This is a genomic window from Streptomyces daliensis (assembly GCF_054782395.1).
The window spans coordinates 1-19,408 of the sequence record NZ_BAAGSO010000049.1 but is presented as its reverse complement, the minus strand read 5'-3'; the positions used below and the strand labels follow the sequence as shown (position 1 = coordinate 19,408).

Here is a 19,408-nt window from a genome sequence, read left to right as displayed (position 1 = left end):
CTCACCACAGCAGCCATCGTCATATGGCTCCGCGACACCGTCCAAGAGCCATCAGAAACGGCCTAGGCCGTGTCGTCAAAATTTCGTCTGTGGGGCGGGGCCATGCACGCACATCTGCTGCGTTGTCAGTCGTCGGCGCAGCCCGTGCCGCCTCCCCATCCGCCTCCACCGGCGCCCAGTGCTCGCGCGCGATGGCGGACAGCTCCTGGAGCACCCGCGTCGGGCTGCGGTCCTTGTGCCGCACGAAGAACACCTCCAGCACCGGCTCCTTGTCCCAGCGCAGCTCGGCCAGCTCGCCCCGCCGCACCTCGTCGGCGACGGAGGCGGCGGGCAGCATGGCCACCCCGAGACCGGCCGACGCACAGCGCTTGAGCGCCTCCACGCTGACGAACTCCATCGTCGGCGGACGCAACTGGAAGCGCCGCAGCTCCCGGTCCATCACCGTGCGCTGGGCGCACCCCTCCTCGATGAGGAGCAGCGTCTCTGCGCCCAGGTCCACGGTGCGCACCCGCTCCCGCGCGGCGAGCCGGTGCTCGGGCCTGGCCACCAGGCGCATCGGCTCGCGCATCATGAACTCGGCGTGCACCATCGGGTTCTCGACGGACTCCTCCAGCAGGAAGCCCACGTCGAGCGTGCCCTCGGCCAGCGAGGCGAGCAACTGGGGCCGCCCTGCGGGGCCGAAGGCGACCCTGAGCTGCGGGAACGTGTCCTGGAGCGCGCGCAGCACGGGCGGCAGCCGGTAGGCGCACAGGCTCTCCGGCGCGGCGATGCGCAGGGTGCCGCGGATCTTCCCGGGGTCGTCGCTGGCACCCTGGACCGCCTCGCGGGTCTGTTCCGCGTAGCCGACGAGAACCTGCGCGTATCCGCACAGTTCGCGCCCGGAGTCGGTGAGCGCGACCCGGCGCCCCAGCCGTTCGAAGAGGGGCACTTCGAGATCGGCCTCCAGGGCCTTGATGTGGGCCGTGACACTGGACTGGACGTAGCCCAGCTCCTGCGCGGCGCGGGTGAAGTTGAGGTGCCGCGCGACCGAGAGGAACGTCGTCAGATGCTTCAGCTCCATCTCCCCATCGTATGCGCACCCATCGCGAATGCCGATCGGGAGCATCGAGAACATTCGTTGGACGTGATGAGTCTGGTACCCGTAAACACGAGGTATGGCACTTTCCGTCACTCGACAGCGCGGGCGCACCGGTGACCCGCCCACCGACGACCGCCGCACCGGCACGACGGGCTCCACGCGCTCCGGCCGCTCCGCCCGCTCCGGCAGCCCCGACCCGACGGGGCTGAACGGCCGGGACTTCCGGCTGCTCATGATCGCCACGCTCGGCACCTTCGCGAACTACGCGGCGCTGCTCGCCGTCGTCCCCCTGTGGTCGGCCGAGGGCGGCGCCAAGTACGGCGGCGTGGGCGCGGCGACGGGGGTGACCATGGCGGCCACGGTCGCCGTGCAGTTCTGCATGGGGAGCCTGCTGCGGCGGCTCTCGCTGCGGCAGATCCTGGCCGTCGGGGCGCTGCTGCTGGGGTTGCCGACGTTCGCCTACCCGTTCTCGTCCGGCCTCGGCTTCGTGCTGGCCGTGTGCGCCGTGCGCGGCGTCGGCTTCGGCATGGTGGCCGTCGCGGGCAGCGCGCTGACGGCCGATCTGGTGCCGGAGCACCAGCGCGGCAGGGCCGTGGGCCGCTACGGGTTCGCGGTGGGGCTGCCGCAGGTGGTGCTGCTGCCGCTCGGGGTGTGGACGGCGACGGCCTTCGGCTTCACGGCCGTCTTCCTGGTCACGGGCGCGCTGTGCGTGCTGACGGTGCCGCTGGTGCTGGCCATGAGCGGGCGCCGCGCGCCCCGGCCCGCGGAGGAGGTCCGGGTCGGGGAGGGCCGGGACGGCGAGGCGGGCACGGCCACGGCCACGACCACAGCGGCGGCGGAGGTGGACGCGCGGGAGGGGAGCGCGTCGGCCGGTGTGCGCGAGCCGGGCACGGACGGTGCCGACGGTACGAACGGTCCGGCCGGTACGAACGGTCCGGCCGGTACGGACCGTACGGCCGGTACGGACGCGCAGCCCCGCGGCTTCGCCCGCTACCGCGAACTGGCCACTCCCTTCGCGCTGCTCCTGGCCTCGGCGGGCGCGCTGGGCGGGCTGACCTCGTTCCTGCCGCTCTCCCTCGACGCGCCCGGAACGGCCCCCGTCACGCTGACCGTCCTGTTCACCGCGGGCATGGTGGGCCGCTGGGCGGCGGGGGTGCGCAGCGACCGCGTCGGCGTCGGCGGGCTGCTGCCCGCCTCCGTGGCCGCCTGCGCCCTGGGCATGGCGGGCTTCGCCGCCACCGACGCGCTGGGCGGTGCGGGGAGCGTCGCTGAGGCCGTCGCCGCCGTGGCCTCGGCCGCCGTGTTCGGGCTGGGCTTCGGCGCCCTCCAGAACGACACCCTCGTGGTGATGTTCCGCCGCGCGGGCCCCGAGGGCAGCGGCACGGCCAGCACCGTCTGGAACATGGCGTACGACGGCGGTACGGGCGCGGGCTCCCTCGCGACGGGCCTGCTCGCGCAGGGGCTCGGCTTCGTGGGCGGCTTCGTCACGGCGGCGCTCGTCATCGCCGGGACAGCGCCCTGGTCCCGCCCCTCGAAGCACCGCCCGGCACCGCACCACACGGAACCGCGCAGCCCGGAACCGCACCACCCGGAACCGCTCCCTCCAGAACCGCATCGGCCCCGAGTACCCCGAACCGAAGCGCACGCCACCCAGGCACACCAAAACGTCACGGCCCGGCCGGAGGACCCCCACGAACCGGCTGGCTAGCACGCGCTGGCTGGAACACAGCGGCCACTCGTGACGACTCGCCGCCCATGTCCGAACATCAGAACCACGCAACGAGGAGGCTCCCTCATGGCGAACCAGTCGCTTCCGCCCCGCGTCACCGGGCGGCATCACAACGGTGCGTCACGCGGCACCAGCATCGTCGACCTCAGTCACGAGATCGTTTCCGGCTCCACGGGATACCCCGGGCTGCCGCAACCCGAGCTGACCCCCTACATCACCCACGAGGAGTCCCGGGAGCTGTACGACCCCGGCTACACCTTCTCCACCGGCAAGCTGTGCATGGTCGGCCAGAGCGGCACCTACATGGACGTGCCGTTCCACGCCTTCGCCGACGGCTTCGATCTGACGCGGCTCGATCTGCGGCAGGTCGTCAACGTGCCCGTCACGCTGATCGAGACCGACAAGCAGGAGATACCGCCCGAGGTCTTCGCGAAGGCGGATCTGACGGGGCACGCGGTGCTCATCAGGACAGGTTGGTCGCGGTTCTGGGAGACCGAGGCGTACGCGAACGGCCAGCACCCGCATCTGTCGGCCGACGCGGCGAAACTGCTGGCCGAGGCGGACCCCTCCGTCGTCGGGATCGACTCCCTCAACATGGACGGCACCCACACCGGCTCCAGGCCCGCGCACCACGAACTCCTCGGCGCCGGAATCCCGCTCGTCGAGCACCTCACGAACCTGGACCAGGTGCCCGACAAGGGCGCGCGGTTCACGGCCGTCCCCGTCAAAGTCTCGGGGCTGGGCACCTTCCCGGTGCGCGCGTTCGCCTCCTGGACGCGGTGGATGTGACGGGCGTGGCGGGAGTGAGGGACGCGAGGGGCGTGACGGGCACGAGGGGCGCGACGGGAGTGATGGGCGTGACGTGACATCGGCCGACCGACGCCCGCGCTCAGGGCGTGGTGACGCCCTGAGCGTGCCACCGACCTCCCCCCACCGAGCGAAAGGCAGTCATGGCGACCCTTCAGCAGTTTCGGACACTGCGGTCGGTACAGGTACACGGCGGTATCCACGCCGCTGCCAAAGAGCTTCACCTCTCCCCCTCGGCGGTCTCCCAGCAGATCAAGGCGCTCGCCTCCGAGTGCGGCTTCTCGCTCCTCGAACCCGACGGCCGGGGCGTCCGGCTGACGGACAGCGGTTCGGAGCTGGCCCAGATCGGCTCGCAGATCTCGGAGCTGTGGGAGCGCTCCGTCAGCCGGCGGCAGCGCGATCCGGGCCCCGTGCGCGGCGCCCGGCGGCCGGTGCGCCTCGGCGCCTTCCCGTCGGCCATGGCCAGCAGCGTGCTGCCCGCGCTCGACCAGCCCGAGCGGCTGGGCTTCGGCGTCGAGCTGTTCGAGACCACCCCGTACGAGGGCCGCGACCTGGTGGAGGAGGGCACCCTGGACGCCGCGCTCTCGATACAGGAAGTGACGCGCGACGACAGCGTCCCGTGCCAGGTGGCGCCGCTGTGGCACGACCCGTTCGTGCTGGTGGGGCCGCGCGGGCTGCTGTCCTCGGTGCTGCGCTCCGACTCCCCGCGCGCGCTGTCGGCGACCCCGTGGGTGCTGCCCAGGGTCGGCTCAGACTGCGACCGGCTGCTGTCCAACCACTTCGCGCGGCACGGCATCCGCGCCCACGCCGTCGGCCGTACGGACGACTGGCTGCTGGCCCAGCGCATGGCCACGGTCCTGCGCGCCGTCGCCTATGTGCCGTCCTCCGCGCTGCTCCAGGACTCGGAGCTGAGCCGCGCCGTGGACATGGGCAGCGTCAACGCGCCCGCGCGGACCGTGGCCCTGGTGGCGCCGCCCGCCGCCGCGGCCACCACCTGGTTCCCCGTGCTCCAGCGCCATCTGAAGCGGGCCCACACCCGGACGACGGGGATGGCCTACAGCACCTGAGCCACCGCCCCGTCCGTCCCGCCCGCTCTCCCCTTAACGGGGCCCTGCCCCTTACCGGGCGCCGCGACGCACCAGGCCGTCGTACTCGGTCTTCAGCTTCCAGTCCGGGTCCGGCGGCACGTGTCCGGGCTGCGGGATGTACTTGGAGTGCCCGGCCCGCCTGACGTCGTGCAGATAGCGCGGGCAGTTCTCGAACGCCTCCCTGATGTCCACCTGGACCACGGCGTCCGCCTCGTGGAACGCGTCGAGGAGAACGGGGTCGGTGGAGACGCGGGCATCGCCGTTGACGCGGAGCTTGATGGGCTTTTCGTAGTCGATGAACAGCATGCCGACGCGCGGATTCTCCAGGATGTTTCCGAGACTGCGGAACATGCCGTTGCCGTCGTAGCTGGGAAAAAGAAGGACGCCCGGTTCGGGAATCCGCACAAAGCCGGGAAGCCCGCCCTTGTACGAGCAGTCCGGCGCGCCCGAGGCGTCCACGGTGGCCAGGTAGAAGCAGTCCGCCGCGCGCACGATCTCCTGCGCGTCGGCGTCGAGTTCAGCGGCCACATACCTCCCCGCGATGTGATCGGCGAGCCGTTCCGTGCCGATCGTCCGCTGCATCTGCCGGGCGCCGCTTCCGTAGAACTCATCCGTCGTGGTCACTTCCCGCACTCCCTTCGGCCGGTTGCTTGTGCGCCACCCTGGCCCCGCCTGTACGCACCGACAACGACCGTTCGGAATCCCTGTACGGTCCACCGTTCCAGGTTTCCGTTGAATGCGGCACTTCTCCGGGAGCGCCCGCGTCAGGACCTTCGCACCGTATTCGGCTGTCGTCCGGCATCTGAACATGATCGGGAATGAGTGGATCATTTACTCATTCGATCCGGTGCGGATTTTCCGGATGGGGCCGCAGAGACTCATGTGTGTCCCTGCGGTCCACGGCGAGCGGAACTCGCCAGAACCCGTCAGGTACCCGCGAGGAAACCCCCAGGAACCCCTCAGGAACCCCCAAGGATCCCGCGAGCTGAACGGAAGCGAACGGGACGGAAATTCCTCGTGACCTCCGGACGAGAGGAAGCGCATGTCCCCCCGGTTATCAGCACAAGCGCTGCGCGACCAGTGGTACTCACGCGGCCAGGCCGAAGACCTGATCGGTCCCGAGGCGAACTCGTCGAGGGACTGGAAACTGTTCGCGGAAAGCTGGAACGGCCTCCCCATCGACGCCTTCATGGGAGGCGGGGAAACCTACCGGCGCCGCCGCCACACCGTGTTCAACGTCCACACCGACGGGCAGTTCGAGCAGCTCGCCCCGCGCCCGTACGTACAGAGCTCGGAGATCAACAACCTGGAGGGCGACGTACAGCGGTACTTCGAGCCCATCGAGCCCGAGGTCACCGGCAGCGCCCTGTTCGCCGGGCTCCTCTCGGGGCTCAGCGCGATCCTCGAAGAGCTGCACGGGCCCGACGTGTGGCACCACCAGTGCTTCCAGAACCGCATCGTCACCAGCACCGAGAAGACCGGCGACCCCACACCCTGGGGCCCGCACTGCGACGGCGTCGACTACGTCGTCACCCTGCTCGTCGCACGCCACAACGTGCAGGGAGGGCGCACCGGGCTCTACGACGCCGGCACCAAGGAGCGTCTGCACGCGGAGACGCTGCTGCCCGGCGATCTGCTGATCGCCGACGACACCCGCACCCTCCACGACGCCACCCCGCTCACCCCGGTCGACCCGGCAGAACCCGGGCACCGCGATGTCTTCATCGACGTCATCACGCGCGGCTCCGAACCCCGATGAGCCCCGCGGCCTCTCCGAACGTCAAACCCGATCCGCTCGGAAGGAGCCGGACCATGACCATCGCCGCCACCTCTCCCGCCACCTCCACCTCCACCCTCACAGCCCCGCGCCCCCGCTTCGAGGACGAGCTGAACCGCGCCTTTCCCGCCGACGGCGCCCCGCCCGAGCCGGCGGCCCGCGAGGCGCTGCTCTCCCAGTTGCACGCGCACTACGTGGCCTACATGTCGGGCCCGGAGGACTTCACGCGCGTGCCGCGGCTCAACACCGACCCGCAGATCACCGCCACCGAGGAGGCGTGGCTGCGCTGGGAGGACGCGCAGGTCGACGAGTCGCAGCTGCCGAAAACCGGTGAGGAGTTCCGCGAGTGGTTCCTGACCGTCGCGGACGCGCACACGCAGCCCGAGTTCTGCCGCTACCTCGCCGAGGACGCCACCCTCGAACAGATGGCGCTGTTCTTCATGGGTGAGGAGCTGGTGGACAGCAAGTTCGACGACCTCATGGCCATGGTGCAGATAGGCACCGAGGGGCACACCAAGCTCACCATCGCCGAGAACTACTGGGACGAGATGGGCGAGGGCGACATCAACGGGGTGCACACCCGGATGTTCGAGCACTCCGCCGTCTACATGCGCGCCCGGCTCGCCGACGCGGGCGTCGACCGCAGCGCCCTCAACTGCCCCGAGGCGTTCGAGAACGCGTCCCTGCTCCTCATGTACGGCATCCACCGCCACCTCAACCCGAGGGCGCTGGGTGCGATGGGCGTACTGGAACAGAGCGCGTCCCCCCGCTTCCAGGCGATGGTCGACGGCTGCGACCGGCTCGGCGTGCCCTCGGACGTCATCGACTACCAGCGTGTCCACGTCCATGTGGACGCCGACCACGGCGAGGAGTGGTTCAAGGGCGTCTTCGTGCCCCTCGTCGGCCGCTCCCCCGAGCTGCTGCGCGAGATCAGCCTCGGCGTGGCCACCCGCGTACGCGTCGCGAACGCGTACTACCAGCGCATCTGGGGCGCGATGCGCGCCCTCCAGAGGTGAGGCGGCCCATGTACCGTTCCTCATCCGACACGAACCCGGCGCCGCGCACGGCGGCCCCGGACAGCGGCACCGCAGCCGCCCCGGCCAACGGCACGACGGCCCCGAACAGCAGCACCACCGCGCCCCGTACCGACCGCAAGGCCGCTGCGCGGGACGACGGCGGGGTCCTCTTCCGCAAGGTACGGGTGTCAGCCAGGGACCAGCGGGTCTTCGTCGGCAAGCTCGTCCTGGCCCTGGCCCTCGCGGGCGGGGCCGGATATCTGGCCCTGCGCCCGAACTGGCTCGTGGCGCTGCTCGGCGCCTGCCTGCTGGGCGCCGTCTACACCCACATGGTGGAGTTGCAGCACCAGTGCCTGCACCACTCCTCGTTCCGCTCCTCCCGGCCGCACCGGCTGGTCGGAGTGCCGCTGGGAGCGCCGCTGCTGGTCGCCTACAGCCACTACCGCGTACGGCACCTCCAGCACCACCGCCACCTCGGCACCCCGCAGGACTCGGAGTTCTTCGGCTTCGACACCCGCAAGCCGCTGACCTGGGGCCAGTTGCTGCGCGGCGCGTTCGACTACGCGCGGCTGCTGGGCGTCGCCCGCGACATCGGGCTCTCCCTGGCCAACCGCTGGACGTACGACCTGGGCCAGATCGCCGAGCGCCGGCGCCGCGAAGTGAACGCCGAGTACCGGCTGTTCGGGCTGCTCATCGTCGCCGCCGTCGCGGCCGTACCGCTCGGCGCGGGCGAGCTGGTGCTGCGCCTGTGGGTGCTGCCGCTGCTGTTCGCGGTGCCGATGCACTTCCTGGTGGAGCTTCCCGAGCACATCCTGTGCGACACCGAGACCACGGACGTGCTCCGCAACACCCGCTCCATCAAGGGGAGCTGGTTCACCACCTGGTACACCAACGGCAACAACCTGCACGTGGAGCACCACGCGGCCATGACCGTCCCCATCAACCAGCTGCCACAGCGGCACGACGAGGTGCGGCGCCGCGCCGTCCACGTCGAGTCGAGCTATCCGGCGTTCTTCCGCCAGGTGATCAAGGCGGTACGCCCCGGATCCCGACCCCCGTCCCCGGAGCAAGAGACCGCAGTCAGCACGGGAGCCCTGCGATGACCGTCTCCGCACACCTCCGCGCCCGTATCCAGGTACGCGGCGCCGCCATCCACCACTCGACGCTCCTGTCCGACGGCGCGATACCCGGCCTCACCGGCATGTCGTGCGTGGACGACACCGTCCATCTGGACGTGCCCGAGGGCGAGTTCCGGATCGATCTGCTGGAGCGGCCGGGGCAGGGCACCCTGCTCACCTTCCGGGCCGTCTTCCGCGAGGAACCCCCTGCCGAGGGCACGTGGTGGTCGAGCTGGGAGACCGAGATCGCGGCCCCGGCCGCCTCGCCCCAGGTGAGCGGCACGCTGGTGGCCGAGATCAACGAGAGCCGCCGCCGCTTCGCCGCGGCGCTGGCGGACGCGCGAGCGCACGCACTGGCGTCGACGGCGACGGCGACGGGTCCGGGCTCGGGTTCGGCTCCGGACAGCCGGGGCCCGTCGGCCAAGGGCGACGGACCGCTCGCGGCGGCCTGAGGGGAGGAGCGCCATGGAGCTGACGGAAGCGGTGCTCACCCGACGCAGCAGGAAGGATCTGGCCGAGCCCGCACCGGACACGGCCGAGTTCACCGCGCTCCTCCAGGCGGCGGCCTCGGCCCCCGACCACGGCCGGCTGCGGCCGTGGCGGTGGGTACTGCTCCGCGGCGCCCAGCGCTCCCTGCTCGGCGCGGCCTTCGCGGCCCACGCTCCCGCCCCCGCGCGGGACCGGGCCGCCGCGAAGGCCCGCCGGGCGCCCCTCCTGGCGTCGGTGGTGTTCGCGCCCAGGCGGGACACCTCCGTCCCGGAGTGGGAGCAGCTCGCGGCGACCGCGGGAGTCGTGCACAGCCTCGAACTGCTGCTGCACGACAGGGGGTGGGGAAGCATCTGGCGCACGGGCCGCGAGGTGGACTCCCCCGTCGTACGGGAGACGCTCGGCGTCGCCCCGGACGAGAAGCTGCTCGGCTGGCTCTACATCGGCACCCCGCCACCGGAGCAGCAGGAGCAATCGGAGCCGGAGACCGGGGAGCGAGAGGAAGGCGGCGGCACCAGCACCCAGGGGAACGGCGCGGCTCCAGGGCCCCGCGCCGCGCTCAGGCCCGGTGCGCCGCGACGGGTGCCGAAGCGCACGGCTCCCGTCGACGCCCTCGTCTCCACAGCGCTGCCCCCGTACCCACCGTCCGCCGGTACCGCCCCGGCGGCGTCGTCCCTCAGAAGAAGGTCAGCGTCCTGAGCCAGTGACGCCGTCGTGTGCGTGGCACCACCACGCGCACGGCGGCGTCGCCGGTTCGACGGGTTCGACAGTTCGACGGCCCCGGCGTGGCTCGGTGGCTCGCGGATTCAGCGGAGGATCAGGCTCATCGCCTCGGAGCGGGTCGCCGCGTCGCGCAACTGGCCCCGGACGGCCGAGGTGAGCGTCTTCGCACCCGGCTTGCGGATCCCCCGCATCGACATGCACATGTGCTCGCACTCGATGACGACGATGACCCCGCGCGGCTCCAGTATCCGCATGAGGGAGTCGGCGATCTGCGTGGTCAGCCGCTCCTGGACCTGGGGGCGGCGCGCGAACACGTCCACCAGACGGGCCAGCTTCGACAGCCCGGTGATCTTGCCGCTGGCGGCCGGGATGTAACCCACGTGGGCGACGCCGTGGAACGGCACGAGGTGGTGTTCGCACGTCGAGAAGACCTCGATGTCCTTGACCAGGACCATCTCGTCGTGGCCGAGGTCGAAGGTCGTGGTCAGCACGTCCTCCGGCTCCTGCCGCAGCCCGGCGAATATCTCCTTGTACGCGCGGGCCACGCGGCCGGGAGTCTCCAGCAGGCCCTCGCGGTCGGGGTCCTCACCCACGGCGATCAGGAGTTCACGTACGGCGTTCTCGGCCCGCTTCTCGTCGAACTCGCCGATCTTGCCCTCGCCGTCCAGCGTCACCGGGTCGGTCATCAGTTGCCTCGTTCCTCGCACATGTGCAGCAATAAGCCGCGCCCCTCAGGTTAAAACCCGAGGGGCGCGGCTCACATTCCAGGTCCGTTCCCGCGGCCGGTGAGGCCGGTCACACGGGAAACGCGCCGGTCATCGCAGGTCAGTTCTCCGTCGGATCGACGGGCTCGACAATGGCGTCCGAGTCCCGCGGGCCGATCTCCTTGCCGCCGCTCTTGTCGAGCGCGGGCGAGGAACCGTTGGCACCGTTGGCCAAGGCAGGAGCCGAGACCGGGGGCCGGGTGGAGGGGGTGCGCCGCGAGGAGCCCGTCCACGCGGGGCGAGCGGGACGCTTGACGACCGTGGCGAAGACCTCGGCGATCTCCTCCTTGTTCAGCGTCTCCTTCTCCAGCAGGGCGAGGACCAGATTGTCGAGGACGTCGCGGTTCTCCACCAGGATTTCCCAGGCTTCGTTGTGCGCCGTCTCGATCAGCTTCTTGACCTCCTCGTCCACCAGCCCGGCGACCTCCTCGGAGTAGTCGCGCTGGTGGCCCATCTCCTTGCCCAGGAAGGGCTCGGAGTTGTCGGAGCCGAACTTGATCGCGCCGAGCCGCTCGGTCATGCCGTACTGCGTGACCATGGCGCGGGCCGTCGCCGTCGCCTTCTCGATGTCGTTCGCCGCGCCCGTCGTCGGATCGTGGAAGACCAGCTCCTCCGCCGCACGCCCGCCCAGCATGTACGCCAGCTGGTCGAGCATCTCGTTGCGCGTGGTGGAGTACTTGTCCTCGTCGGGCAGCACCATGGTGTAGCCCAGCGCCCTGCCTCTCGACAGGATCGTGATCTTGTGAACGGGATCGGAGTTGGGCGAGGCCGCCGCGACCAGGGCGTGACCGCCCTCGTGGTACGCGGTGATCTTCTTTTCCTTGTCGCTCATGATCCGGGTCCGCTTCTGCGGGCCCGCCACGACGCGGTCGATCGCCTCGTCCAGGAACTTGTTGTCGATCAGCTTCTGGTCGCTGCGCGCCGTGAGCAGCGCGGCCTCGTTGAGGACGTTGCTCAGATCGGCGCCCGTGAAGCCCGGGGTGCGCCGGGCGACCGCGCTCAGATCCACGTCGGCAGCCATCGGCTTGCCCTTCTGGTGGACCTGGAGGATCTCCAGACGGCCCTGCATGTCCGGACGGTCCACCGCGATCTGGCGGTCGAACCGGCCGGGACGCAGCAGCGCCGGGTCCAGGATGTCCGGGCGGTTGGTGGCGGCGATCAGGATGACGCCGCCCTTCACGTCGAACCCGTCCATCTCCACGAGCAGCTGGTTCAGCGTCTGCTCGCGCTCGTCGTGACCGCCGCCCATGCCCGCGCCTCGGTGCCGGCCGACGGCGTCGATCTCGTCGACGAAGACGATGGCGGGTGCGTTGGCCTTGGCCTGCTCGAACAGGTCACGGACGCGCGAGGCGCCCACACCCACGAACATCTCCACGAAGTCGGAGCCGGAGATCGAGTAGAAGGGGACACCGGCCTCGCCCGCGACGGCGCGGGCCAGGAGCGTCTTACCCGTACCGGGCGGGCCGTAGAGCAGCACACCCTTGGGGATCTTGGCACCGACCGCCTGGAACTTGGCGGGCTCCTGGAGGAACTCCTTGATCTCCTGGAGTTCCTCGCACGCCTCGTCGGACCCCGCGACGTCCGAGAACGTCGTCTTCGGGGTGTCCTTGGTGATCAGCTTGGCCTTGGACTTGCCGAAGTTCATCACCCGGCTGCCGCCGCCCTGCATCTGATTCATCAGGAACAGGAAGACGACGATGATGAGCACGAACGGCAGCAGCGAGAGCAGCATCCCGACGAACGGGTTCTGCTTCTGCGGCGCGACCGTGTACCCCTTGGGGATTTCCTTCTGCTCGAATTTGGCCTGGAGCTTCTTGGCGAGATCGACACCCTGGTCGTCGATGTAGCTCGCCTTGATCTTGTCGCTGTCTTCGACCTTGGCGCCGTCCTTGAGCTCAAGCTTGACGACTTGTTCGTCGCCGGTTGTGAGCTCGGCCGACTTCACCTTGTCCTGGTCGATCGCCTGGACGACCTGGCCCGTGTCCACCGTCTTGTAGCCGCCGGACGAGCCGACGACCTGCATCAACACGACCACGGCAAGGACGGCCAGCACGATCCACATGACCGGCCCGCGGAAGTATCGCTTCACGTCCATCCATACGGAGCGCGTGCGCCCCGTCCCTCCTGCCACAGTGAGTTGAAAAGCCTGACCTTCGGACGGTACCCCAGCATTGTCACCCGGCGCCGCCGAGGACGGTCAACTGAAACCCCTCCGCATGCTCCAACGGCCCGAAACCGCCCTGTGTTCCCGCCCCGGCGGCCCCGCGGGGCCCGGGGGGACGCGTCGCGGGCCGTTGCGCCGACCGGCTGTCCCGCAGCCAGGGCACCAGGGGGTCTCTTCACCCTCCCTAGCCGCCGTAGACGTGCGGGGCGAGCGTGCCGACGAAGGGGAGGTTGCGGTACTTCTCGGCGTAGTCGAGCCCGTAGCCCACGACGAACTCGTTCGGGATGTCGAAGCCGACCCACTTCACGTCGATCGCCACCTTCGCCGCGTCGGGCTTGCGCAGCAGCGTGCAGACGTTCAGCGAGGCGGGCTCGCGCGAGCCCAGGTTGGACAGCAGCCACGAGAGCGTCAGACCGGAGTCGATGATGTCCTCGACGATCAGGACGTGCTTGCCCTTGATGTCCGTGTCCAGGTCCTTGAGGATCCGGACGACGCCGGAGGACTGGGTCCCCGCGCCGTAGGAGGACACCGCCATCCAGTCCATCGTGACCGGGGTGGAGACGGTGCGCGCCAGGTCTGCCATGACCATGACGGCGCCCTTGAGGACGCCGACGAGAAGCAGGTCCTTGCCCGCGTACTCCGCGTCGATCTTCGCGGCCAGCTCCGCCAGCTTCGCGTCGATCTCTTCCTTGGTGATGAGCACCGACTTCAGGTCGGTGCCCATGTCTTTCTCGTCCACCCGTGCCGCTCTCGTTCGAGGTCCCGTCTCACGGCGCCCACGACTCCGACGGCGCCGACGCCGACGGCGGCGTCAGCTCAGTGGTGTCGGTGAGGCCGGTGAGCCATGCCGGACGACCAGTCTGCCACCCTGCCTCCTGGCCTCGACACGGCCGGGCAGGTTGATGGCCCGCTGCCCGCGCCACGCGGTGACCAGACGGTCCACCTCCTCGATGTGCCGCGCGAAGAGCGAGCCAGCGGGCGCGCCCGCCTCGATGGCGGCGCGGCGCAGCACCCGGCGCCGGACGGCGGGCGGCAGCCCGTGCAGCCGCTTGGTGTCCAGCTCGCAGCCGTCCCAGCCCTCGGTGCCCGGCGCGTCCGTGCGCACGACGCGCTCGGCGTCGGCCGCCCAGGCGTCGAGCGCGTCCGCGTCGTCACGGGAGAGCTGGGCCGTACGGGCGAGGGCCTCGACGACGCCCTTGCCGAGCGCCTTCTCCAGCACGGGCAGCACCTCGTGGCGCACGCGGGAGCGGGTGTAGGCCGGATCGGCGTTGTGGGGGTCGTCCCATACGGCGAGTGACTGGACCATGCACGCCTTGCGGGTGGTCTGGCGGTCGACGCCGAGGAAGGGGCGGCGGTACAGCTCCGAGGTGCCCGAGATGGCGGCCATGCCGGACAGGGAGCGGGTGCCGGAGCCCCTGGCCAGGCCGAGGAGCACCGTCTCCGCCTGATCGTCGCGGGTGTGCCCGAGCAGCACGGCCGCCGCACCGAGCCGCCCGGCCGCCTCGTCCAGCGCGGCGTACCGCGCATCACGGGCGGCGGCCTCGGGGCCCGTGCCCGTGCGGCCGATGGTGACGGCCGCCGACTCGGCGGGGGTGAGGCCGAGCGCGGTCAGCCTGGCCACGACATCGAGGGCGCGCTCATCGGAGCCGGGCTGGAGGCCGTGATCGACGGTGACGCCTCCGGCGCGGACGCCGAGCCGGGGGGCTTCGAAGGCGAGGGCCGAGGCGAGGGCCATGGAATCGGCGCCGCCCGAGCAGGCGACGAGCACGAGCGGGGGCTCGGCGCCGCGGGCACCGCCGTGGGGGGCGGCGGGCGCGGCGGGGGCGTGAGCGGAGGTGGCGGCGGGCGCGGAAGCCTCGCGGGGGCCGCCGTGCGCACCGGGACCCGCGGGCGCGTGGGCCCCGGTGGGGGACGTGGGGGAGGAGCCTTCGCGGGCGGCGTGCTCGCTCAGGACATCGTGGAGTGCGCGGCGGACCGCCAGGCGTATTGCGGCGACCGCGGGATGGGGACCCATTGTCCGTTTCACATCCTCGAAGGGGGGTTGTCACTCAGAGTGCGTCGATAGTGACAGAGACGAACCGTATTCCCCGAGCATCGCACGCGCGCCCGGCGATCTCGGTCCCTCAGAAGGGTGATTGCCGGGGATTCCGGTGGTCTGTGCGGCGCCCCGATGGTCCTCAGTCCGTCTTGCGGTGCACCCGTGCGATCCAGTCCGCCGGTTTGGCGATCTCCGCCTTGGTGGGCAGCGTGTTCGGCGACGTCCACACCCTGTTGAAACCGTCCATGCCGACCTCGTCGCAGACGGCGCGCACGAAGCGCTCCCCGTCGCGGTACTGGCGCAGCTTCGCGTCGAGCCCGAGCAGCTTGCGCAGCGCCTGGTCGAGACGGCCCGCGCCACTGGCCCTGCGCTGCTGGAACTTCTCCCTGATCTCGGCGACGGAGGGCACGACCTGCGGCCCCACCCCGTCCATCACGTAGTCCGCGTGGCCCTCCAGCAGCGACATCACGGCCGTGAGCCGCCCCAGGATCTCGCGCTGCGCCGGGGTCTGGACCAGCTCGACGAAGCTGCCCCTGGTCCCCTCGTCAGCGTCGTCCGCACCGCCTTCGGCTCCCTCGCCCCGCTCGCCCTCCGGCCTGCTCCCGGTCAGCGACTGGACGGCCTCGCGCAGCCGCTCCAGCAACGTGGAGGGGTCCATCTCGGTCTCGCCGAGGAAGGACTGGATCTCGCCGCGCAGGTGGTCGCGCAGCCAGGGGACGGCCGTGAACTGGGTGCGGTGCGTCTCCTCGTGCAGGCACACCCACAGCCGGAAGTCGTGCGGGTCCACCTCCAGCTCCCGCTCCACGTGCACGATGTTCGGCGCGACGAGCAGCAGCCGCCCGCCCCCGTCAGGGCCCGCCGGCAGCTCGCGGCTGGCCGGGGCGAACGTCTCGTACTGCCCGAGGACGCGCGACGAGAGGAAGGACAGCAGCATGCCGACCTCGACGCCCGTCACCTTGCCGCCGACGGTGCCGAGCACCGAGCCGCCGGGGATGCTCGCGCGGCGCTCCCGCATCTTGCCCAGCAGCGGGGACAGCAGCTCGCGGAAACCCGCGACGTTGGCGCGCACCCAGCCGGGCCGGTCCACGACGAGGACGGGCGTGTCCCCGGCCTCCCCGGGGGGCGTCAGCCGGGTGAAGCCCCGCACGTGCTCCTCCGACGCCTTCGCGTGCCGGCGCAGCTCCGTGACGACGTCGCGCGCCTCGTCCCTGCTGACTTCGGGCCCCGGCCGTACGAGCCGGGTCGCGGTCGCGACCGCGAGATTCCAGTCGACCATCTCCACACCACCGAGGCTCGTCATGACTTCACGGTACGTGCCGCCGGAGCCGTTCGGGAGGTGACCGCTGGACGGGCCTGGACGAGCCTGGACGGTCCCGGAGCGAAGGCCCGGCCTCCGTACGGCCTTCCCGGTACGCGCGCAGGGACGGAAGCGGGCCCCGCGGGTGACCGCGCGGGGCGGTCAGCCCGACGAGGGCGAGTCGCGGCAGCCGCAGTTGGCCAGGGCCGAGGCCATCCGGTCCAGCGCGTTCTTCGCGCCCTCGGCGTCCTTGGTACCCGAGGTCATGAAGGCGAAGGCCAGCAGCCGCCCGTCCGCGTCCACAACCGTGCCCGCCAGGGTGTTTATGCCGGTCAGCGTGCCGGTCTTGGCCCGTACGAGGCCCGCGCCCGGCTTGTTCTGCTCGTCGCCGTAGCGCTCCTCCAGCGTGCCCGTGAAGCCCGCGACGGGCAGGCCCGTGAGGACGGAGCGCAGCTCCGTGCGGCCGGGGTCCGCGGCCCGCGCCAGCAACTGGGTCAGCAGCCCGGCCGAGACCTTGTCGGCACGGTCCAGGCCGCTGCCGTCCGGGAAGCGCGCGCCCTGCACGGGCAGGCCCAGCCTGTCCAGCTCGCGCCGCACGGCGGTCTCCGCGCCCGCGAAGCTGGGCTCCTCGCCCTTGGCGAGCGCGGTCTGCCGGGCGAGGGCCTCGGCGATGTCGTTGTCGCTGTTGGTCAGCATCCGTTCCACCAGCTCGGACAGCGGCGCCGAACGGTGATCGCCCAGCTCCTTCGCCCGCGCGGGCGCCCCCGCCCGCTCCGGGCCGCCCTCGACCTCGACGCCCTGCCGCTCCAGCGCCTCGGCGAAGTCCTCGGCCGCGTCCCTGGCCGGGTCGGCAGACCGGGGCGCCGGGCCGTGGTCCGAACCGTCGAGCCGCCCCTCGTTCACCATGAGCGGGGTGACGGCCGCGATGTTCTCGTTGGGGCTTATGGGGTGCTGGGTGGTGCCCTTGTAGCGGGAGGTGTCGTAGCCGACGGAGACCTCGGGCGCCCCGCCGCCCTTGTCTGCCTTCTTCAGCGAGCGGGCCGTCTCCTTCGCGATCTCCCGGATCCCGTCCGCGTCGAGCGTCGGATCGCCGCCGCCGACGAGCACCACGCTCCCGCCCCCGCCGCGCACCGCCCTGGTCTCGATCCGGTGGCCGTCCCCGCGCGCGGAGAGCGCCGCTACGGCCGTGGCCAGCTTCACCGTCGACGCCGGGGTGGCGGCCACGCCGGCGCCGACGGTGTAGAGCTTGCGCCCGGTGGCCGCGTCCACGACGGAAGCGCTGCGTACGGGGCCCAGCGCGGCGTCCTTGAGCAACGGCTCCAGCGCGTCGGCGAGCGCGGAGGAGGTGGGGGGCGGGACGTTGCCCGAGCCAGGACCGCGCGTCGGCTCGTCGGCTGCGTCGGCACCGAGGGCGCCGAGCACGTCGGGCGCGTCCTCGGGCGCCGGGCCGCGTCCGTCACCCGCACCGCCGGTGTGCTTCGCGCCACTCCCCCGGTCCTGGGAAGCGGCCCAGGCGCGCTCGGCCGTACGCTGGCCCGAGTCCCACGGCCCCGTCGCGGCGACCGCCACGACGGCGACCACGAGTCCCAGAACGGCGGAGCCCGCCGTCACGACGGCCGTCTGCCGCTCCCGCGGCGACGCGGTCCGCCAGCGCTGCCGGGCCGTCCGTACGGACCGCAGGGTGTACGCCCTCACCGCTCGGTAGGCCCGGATCGCGGTGTCCCGCACCTCGGATGCGGTGTCACGCACCTCGACCAGCCCCTTTCGCGAGCGCGTACGTCCGTGGGGGACACTTAACCATCAGATACATGTGCTGATCACGGAGGAGCCTCCCTTGGAGTTCGACGTCGTCATCGAGATCCCGAAGGGGTCGCGGAACAAGTACGAGGTGGACCACGAGACCGGTCGCATCCGGCTCGACCGCCACCTCTTCACTTCGACCGTCTACCCGGCCGACTACGGCTTCGTCGACAACACCCTGGGCGAGGACGGCGACCCGCTGGACGCGCTGGTGCTGTTGGAGGAGCCCACCTTCCCCGGCTGCATCATCAAGTGCCGCGCGATCGGCATGTTCCGCATGACGGACGAGGCGGGCGGCGACGACAAGCTGCTGTGCGTGCCCGCGTCCGACCCGCGCATGGAGCACCTGCGGGACATCCACCACGTGAGCGAGTTCGACCGGCTGGAGATCCAGCACTTCTTCGAGGTCTACAAGGACCTGGAGCCCGGCAAGTCGGTCGAGGGCGCGAACTGGGTCGGCCGCGCGGACGCGGAGTCCGAGGTCGAGGCCTCCGTGAAGCGCCTCGAGGCCAACGGCGGCCACTGAACGCTCGCCGCTGGGGCCGCACAACGCGATACCGGGTACGCCCGTGCTGCGTCGTGACGCCTTCGAAGGGGCGCCCTCTCTTGGGGGGGGCGCCCCTTCGGCGTGGGATTTCCGCTTCACGGGGGTGCGCTCTGCCGGTGCCCCTTGGGGTTTCGTCACGCGGGTGCGAGCCGGTGGCACGGGTTGTGCCCACCCGTCCCGCCAGCGGGACGATTGCCCACAACAGTTTTGGCGCCGTCGCCCGGTGGGGGCGTGCCTGGGTTTCGTCGCCGGGTGCGGCTGTGTGGCTACGGCGCGGCCTATGGACCGGTACGACGCGGCTGGCGCCGCGTGATTCCGGGTTGCGACCGTGGTTGTGGGGTTGGTGTGTGGTGGGGGTCGGTGCCGTGCCGGGGTGTCTCCTCGGGCGGCGACAAGTGCGGGTCGGTTTTTCGGCTGCCTGCTGGTGGGGGTCGGTGCCGTGCCGGGGTGTCTCCTCGGGCGGCGACAAGTGCGGGTCGGCTTTTCGGCTGCCTGTACATACTCGTCGCCACCACTTGCGGGGACACCCCACCACGTCCCCTCCCACCCGGTGGCCATCCTCCGGTCCGCTCCAATTGGCCCGGTGGAGTGGGGACCGTAGGTCCCGTTCTGGGGGTGGGCGTCAGCCGACCCGGAGCTGGATAGCGGGCCACCGGCGGGACGGGGACGGGGTGGGGTGTCCCCGCAGGTCGAGAAAGTCACCGGCGGAAAGCCGAGGACGAGACCTTCACGCCGAGGAGACACCCCACCCCGGCACCGGACACCCAAGAACACGCGCCCACAACCACGGTCCGAGCCAAGAAACACGCGGCGCCAGCCGCGATGCACCGGTCCATACGCCGCGCCGTAGCCACACAGCCGCACCCGAACACGGCCGCACCCCGTGAAGCGGCACAAAGTTGTGGGCAATCGTCCCGCTGGCGAGGGGGCACCTCCCAGCGGTAGCTGGGGGAGGGTGGGCACAACCCGTGCCACC

General features: G+C 71.3%; 17 protein-coding genes. 9 read left to right on the top strand and 8 right to left on the bottom strand.

Translation table 11 applies throughout. The annotated features are described in order from the left end of the window. Window positions 1-19: 19 nt before the first annotated feature. On the bottom strand, window positions 20-1,060 hold the full coding sequence (locus tag ACYVOO_RS10370; protein ID WP_461015350.1) for a LysR family transcriptional regulator: 1,041 nt from the start codon (window positions 1,058-1,060) through the stop codon (window positions 20-22). 94 nt (window positions 1,061-1,154) lie between these two features. Between ACYVOO_RS10370 and ACYVOO_RS10365 the strand changes: the two genes are divergently transcribed. The 3 genes from ACYVOO_RS10365 to ACYVOO_RS10355 all read left to right on the top strand — a co-directional run bounded on the left by ACYVOO_RS10365 (window position 1,155) and on the right by ACYVOO_RS10355 (window position 4,681). After that, entirely contained in the window at window positions 1,155-2,786 is a 1,632-nt protein-coding gene (locus ACYVOO_RS10365; RefSeq protein WP_461015349.1) for an MFS transporter, read from the top strand. Between the two features lie 87 nt (window positions 2,787-2,873). Next, on the top strand, window positions 2,874-3,596 hold the full coding sequence (locus ACYVOO_RS10360; protein ID WP_461015348.1) for a cyclase family protein: 723 nt from the start codon (window positions 2,874-2,876) through the stop codon (window positions 3,594-3,596). A gap of 161 nt (window positions 3,597-3,757) precedes the next feature. Further along, a complete protein-coding gene (locus tag ACYVOO_RS10355; protein ID WP_461015347.1) occupies window positions 3,758-4,681 on the top strand; it encodes a LysR family transcriptional regulator in 924 nt (307 codons plus the stop codon). A 51-nt stretch (window positions 4,682-4,732) separates the two neighbouring features. On the opposite strand, the gene ACYVOO_RS10350 is transcribed toward ACYVOO_RS10355, so the two are convergent. Then, window positions 4,733-5,326: a pyridoxamine 5'-phosphate oxidase family protein gene (locus ACYVOO_RS10350; protein ID WP_453349620.1), complete on the bottom strand. Its 594-nt coding sequence runs from the start codon at window positions 5,324-5,326 to the stop codon at window positions 4,733-4,735. A gap of 418 nt (window positions 5,327-5,744) precedes the next feature. Here ACYVOO_RS10350 and ACYVOO_RS10345 point away from each other — a divergent pair, with 418 nt between their 5' ends. The 5 genes from ACYVOO_RS10345 to ACYVOO_RS10325 are packed head-to-tail and all read left to right on the top strand — an operon-like array spanning window position 5,745 to window position 9,798. Next, window positions 5,745-6,461 (top strand): 2OG-Fe dioxygenase family protein, encoded by a 717-nt coding sequence (locus ACYVOO_RS10345; RefSeq protein ID WP_461015346.1) that lies wholly within the window; start codon window positions 5,745-5,747, stop codon window positions 6,459-6,461. Window positions 6,462-6,514: 53 nt separating this feature from the next. Further along, window positions 6,515-7,495 carry an iron-containing redox enzyme family protein gene (locus tag ACYVOO_RS10340; protein WP_461015345.1) on the top strand — a complete coding sequence of 327 codons (981 nt, stop codon included), beginning with the start codon at window positions 6,515-6,517 and terminating at the stop codon, window positions 7,493-7,495. Between the two features lie 8 nt (window positions 7,496-7,503). Beyond that, window positions 7,504-8,598, top strand: coding sequence for a fatty acid desaturase family protein (locus ACYVOO_RS10335; RefSeq protein ID WP_461015344.1), 1,095 nt, complete (start codon window positions 7,504-7,506; stop codon window positions 8,596-8,598). Continuing rightward, a complete protein-coding gene (locus tag ACYVOO_RS10330) occupies window positions 8,595-9,065 on the top strand; it encodes a hypothetical protein (protein ID WP_461015343.1) in 471 nt (156 codons plus the stop codon). The genes ACYVOO_RS10335 and ACYVOO_RS10330 overlap by 4 nt, the downstream gene beginning before the upstream one ends. Before the next feature lie 13 nt (window positions 9,066-9,078). Beyond that, complete coding sequence (locus ACYVOO_RS10325; protein WP_461015342.1) at window positions 9,079-9,798, top strand: nitroreductase family protein; 720 nt, start codon at window positions 9,079-9,081, stop codon at window positions 9,796-9,798. A 107-nt stretch (window positions 9,799-9,905) separates the two neighbouring features. Here the strand turns inward: ACYVOO_RS10325 and folE are convergent, their stop codons facing one another. From folE to dacB, 6 genes are all read right to left on the bottom strand, one after another. After that, window positions 9,906-10,508: a GTP cyclohydrolase I FolE gene (gene folE, locus ACYVOO_RS10320; protein WP_461015341.1), complete on the bottom strand. Its 603-nt coding sequence runs from the start codon at window positions 10,506-10,508 to the stop codon at window positions 9,906-9,908. Window positions 10,509-10,647: 139 nt separating this feature from the next. Beyond that, window positions 10,648-12,681, bottom strand: a complete 2,034-nt coding sequence (gene ftsH / locus ACYVOO_RS10315; protein ID WP_453349613.1) for an ATP-dependent zinc metalloprotease FtsH — start codon at window positions 12,679-12,681, stop codon at window positions 10,648-10,650. 253 nt (window positions 12,682-12,934) lie between these two features. After that, window positions 12,935-13,474, bottom strand: a complete 540-nt coding sequence (gene hpt, locus ACYVOO_RS10310) for a hypoxanthine phosphoribosyltransferase (RefSeq protein ID WP_461015351.1) — start codon at window positions 13,472-13,474, stop codon at window positions 12,935-12,937. Window positions 13,475-13,561: 87 nt separating this feature from the next. After that, window positions 13,562-14,764 carry a tRNA lysidine(34) synthetase TilS gene (tilS, locus tag ACYVOO_RS10305; RefSeq protein ID WP_461015340.1) on the bottom strand — a complete coding sequence of 401 codons (1,203 nt, stop codon included), beginning with the start codon at window positions 14,762-14,764 and terminating at the stop codon, window positions 13,562-13,564. Between the two features lie 163 nt (window positions 14,765-14,927). Next, entirely contained in the window at window positions 14,928-16,088 is a 1,161-nt protein-coding gene (locus ACYVOO_RS10300) for a zinc-dependent metalloprotease (protein WP_461015339.1), read from the bottom strand. A gap of 159 nt (window positions 16,089-16,247) precedes the next feature. After that, entirely contained in the window at window positions 16,248-17,834 is a 1,587-nt protein-coding gene (gene dacB / locus ACYVOO_RS10295) for a D-alanyl-D-alanine carboxypeptidase/D-alanyl-D-alanine endopeptidase (RefSeq protein WP_461015338.1), read from the bottom strand. Between the two features lie 85 nt (window positions 17,835-17,919). On the opposite strand from dacB, the gene ACYVOO_RS10290 reads away from it, so the two are divergent. Next, the gene (locus ACYVOO_RS10290) at window positions 17,920-18,411 is read left to right on the top strand and encodes an inorganic diphosphatase (RefSeq protein ID WP_453349608.1); all 492 of its coding nucleotides are present in this window, start codon (window positions 17,920-17,922) and stop codon (window positions 18,409-18,411) included. Window positions 18,412-19,408: the final 997 nt, after the last annotated feature.

Bases quoted from the DNA above. Each gene is read 5' to 3' on its own strand.
- folE (WP_461015341.1), bottom strand. From the start codon at position 10,508: ATGACCGACCCGGTGACGCTGGACGGCGAGGGCAAGATCGGCGAGTTC.
- hpt (WP_461015351.1), bottom strand. From the start codon at position 13,474: ATGGGCACCGACCTGAAGTCGGTGCTCATCACCAAGGAAGAGATCGAC.
- ACYVOO_RS10345 (WP_461015346.1), top strand. From the start codon at position 5,745: ATGTCCCCCCGGTTATCAGCACAAGCGCTGCGCGACCAGTGGTACTCA.
- ACYVOO_RS10340 (WP_461015345.1), top strand. From the start codon at position 6,515: ATGACCATCGCCGCCACCTCTCCCGCCACCTCCACCTCCACCCTCACA.
- ACYVOO_RS10355 (WP_461015347.1), top strand. From the start codon at position 3,758: ATGGCGACCCTTCAGCAGTTTCGGACACTGCGGTCGGTACAGGTACAC.
- ACYVOO_RS10365 (WP_461015349.1), top strand. From the start codon at position 1,155: ATGGCACTTTCCGTCACTCGACAGCGCGGGCGCACCGGTGACCCGCCC.
- ACYVOO_RS10300 (WP_461015339.1), bottom strand. From the start codon at position 16,088: ATGACGAGCCTCGGTGGTGTGGAGATGGTCGACTGGAATCTCGCGGTC.
- ACYVOO_RS10335 (WP_461015344.1), top strand. From the start codon at position 7,504: ATGTACCGTTCCTCATCCGACACGAACCCGGCGCCGCGCACGGCGGCC.
- ftsH (WP_453349613.1), bottom strand. From the start codon at position 12,681: ATGGACGTGAAGCGATACTTCCGCGGGCCGGTCATGTGGATCGTGCTG.
- ACYVOO_RS10330 (WP_461015343.1), top strand. From the start codon at position 8,595: ATGACCGTCTCCGCACACCTCCGCGCCCGTATCCAGGTACGCGGCGCC.
- tilS (WP_461015340.1), bottom strand. From the start codon at position 14,764: ATGGGTCCCCATCCCGCGGTCGCCGCAATACGCCTGGCGGTCCGCCGC.
- ACYVOO_RS10370 (WP_461015350.1), bottom strand. From the start codon at position 1,060: ATGGAGCTGAAGCATCTGACGACGTTCCTCTCGGTCGCGCGGCACCTC.
- ACYVOO_RS10325 (WP_461015342.1), top strand. From the start codon at position 9,079: ATGGAGCTGACGGAAGCGGTGCTCACCCGACGCAGCAGGAAGGATCTG.
- ACYVOO_RS10360 (WP_461015348.1), top strand. From the start codon at position 2,874: ATGGCGAACCAGTCGCTTCCGCCCCGCGTCACCGGGCGGCATCACAAC.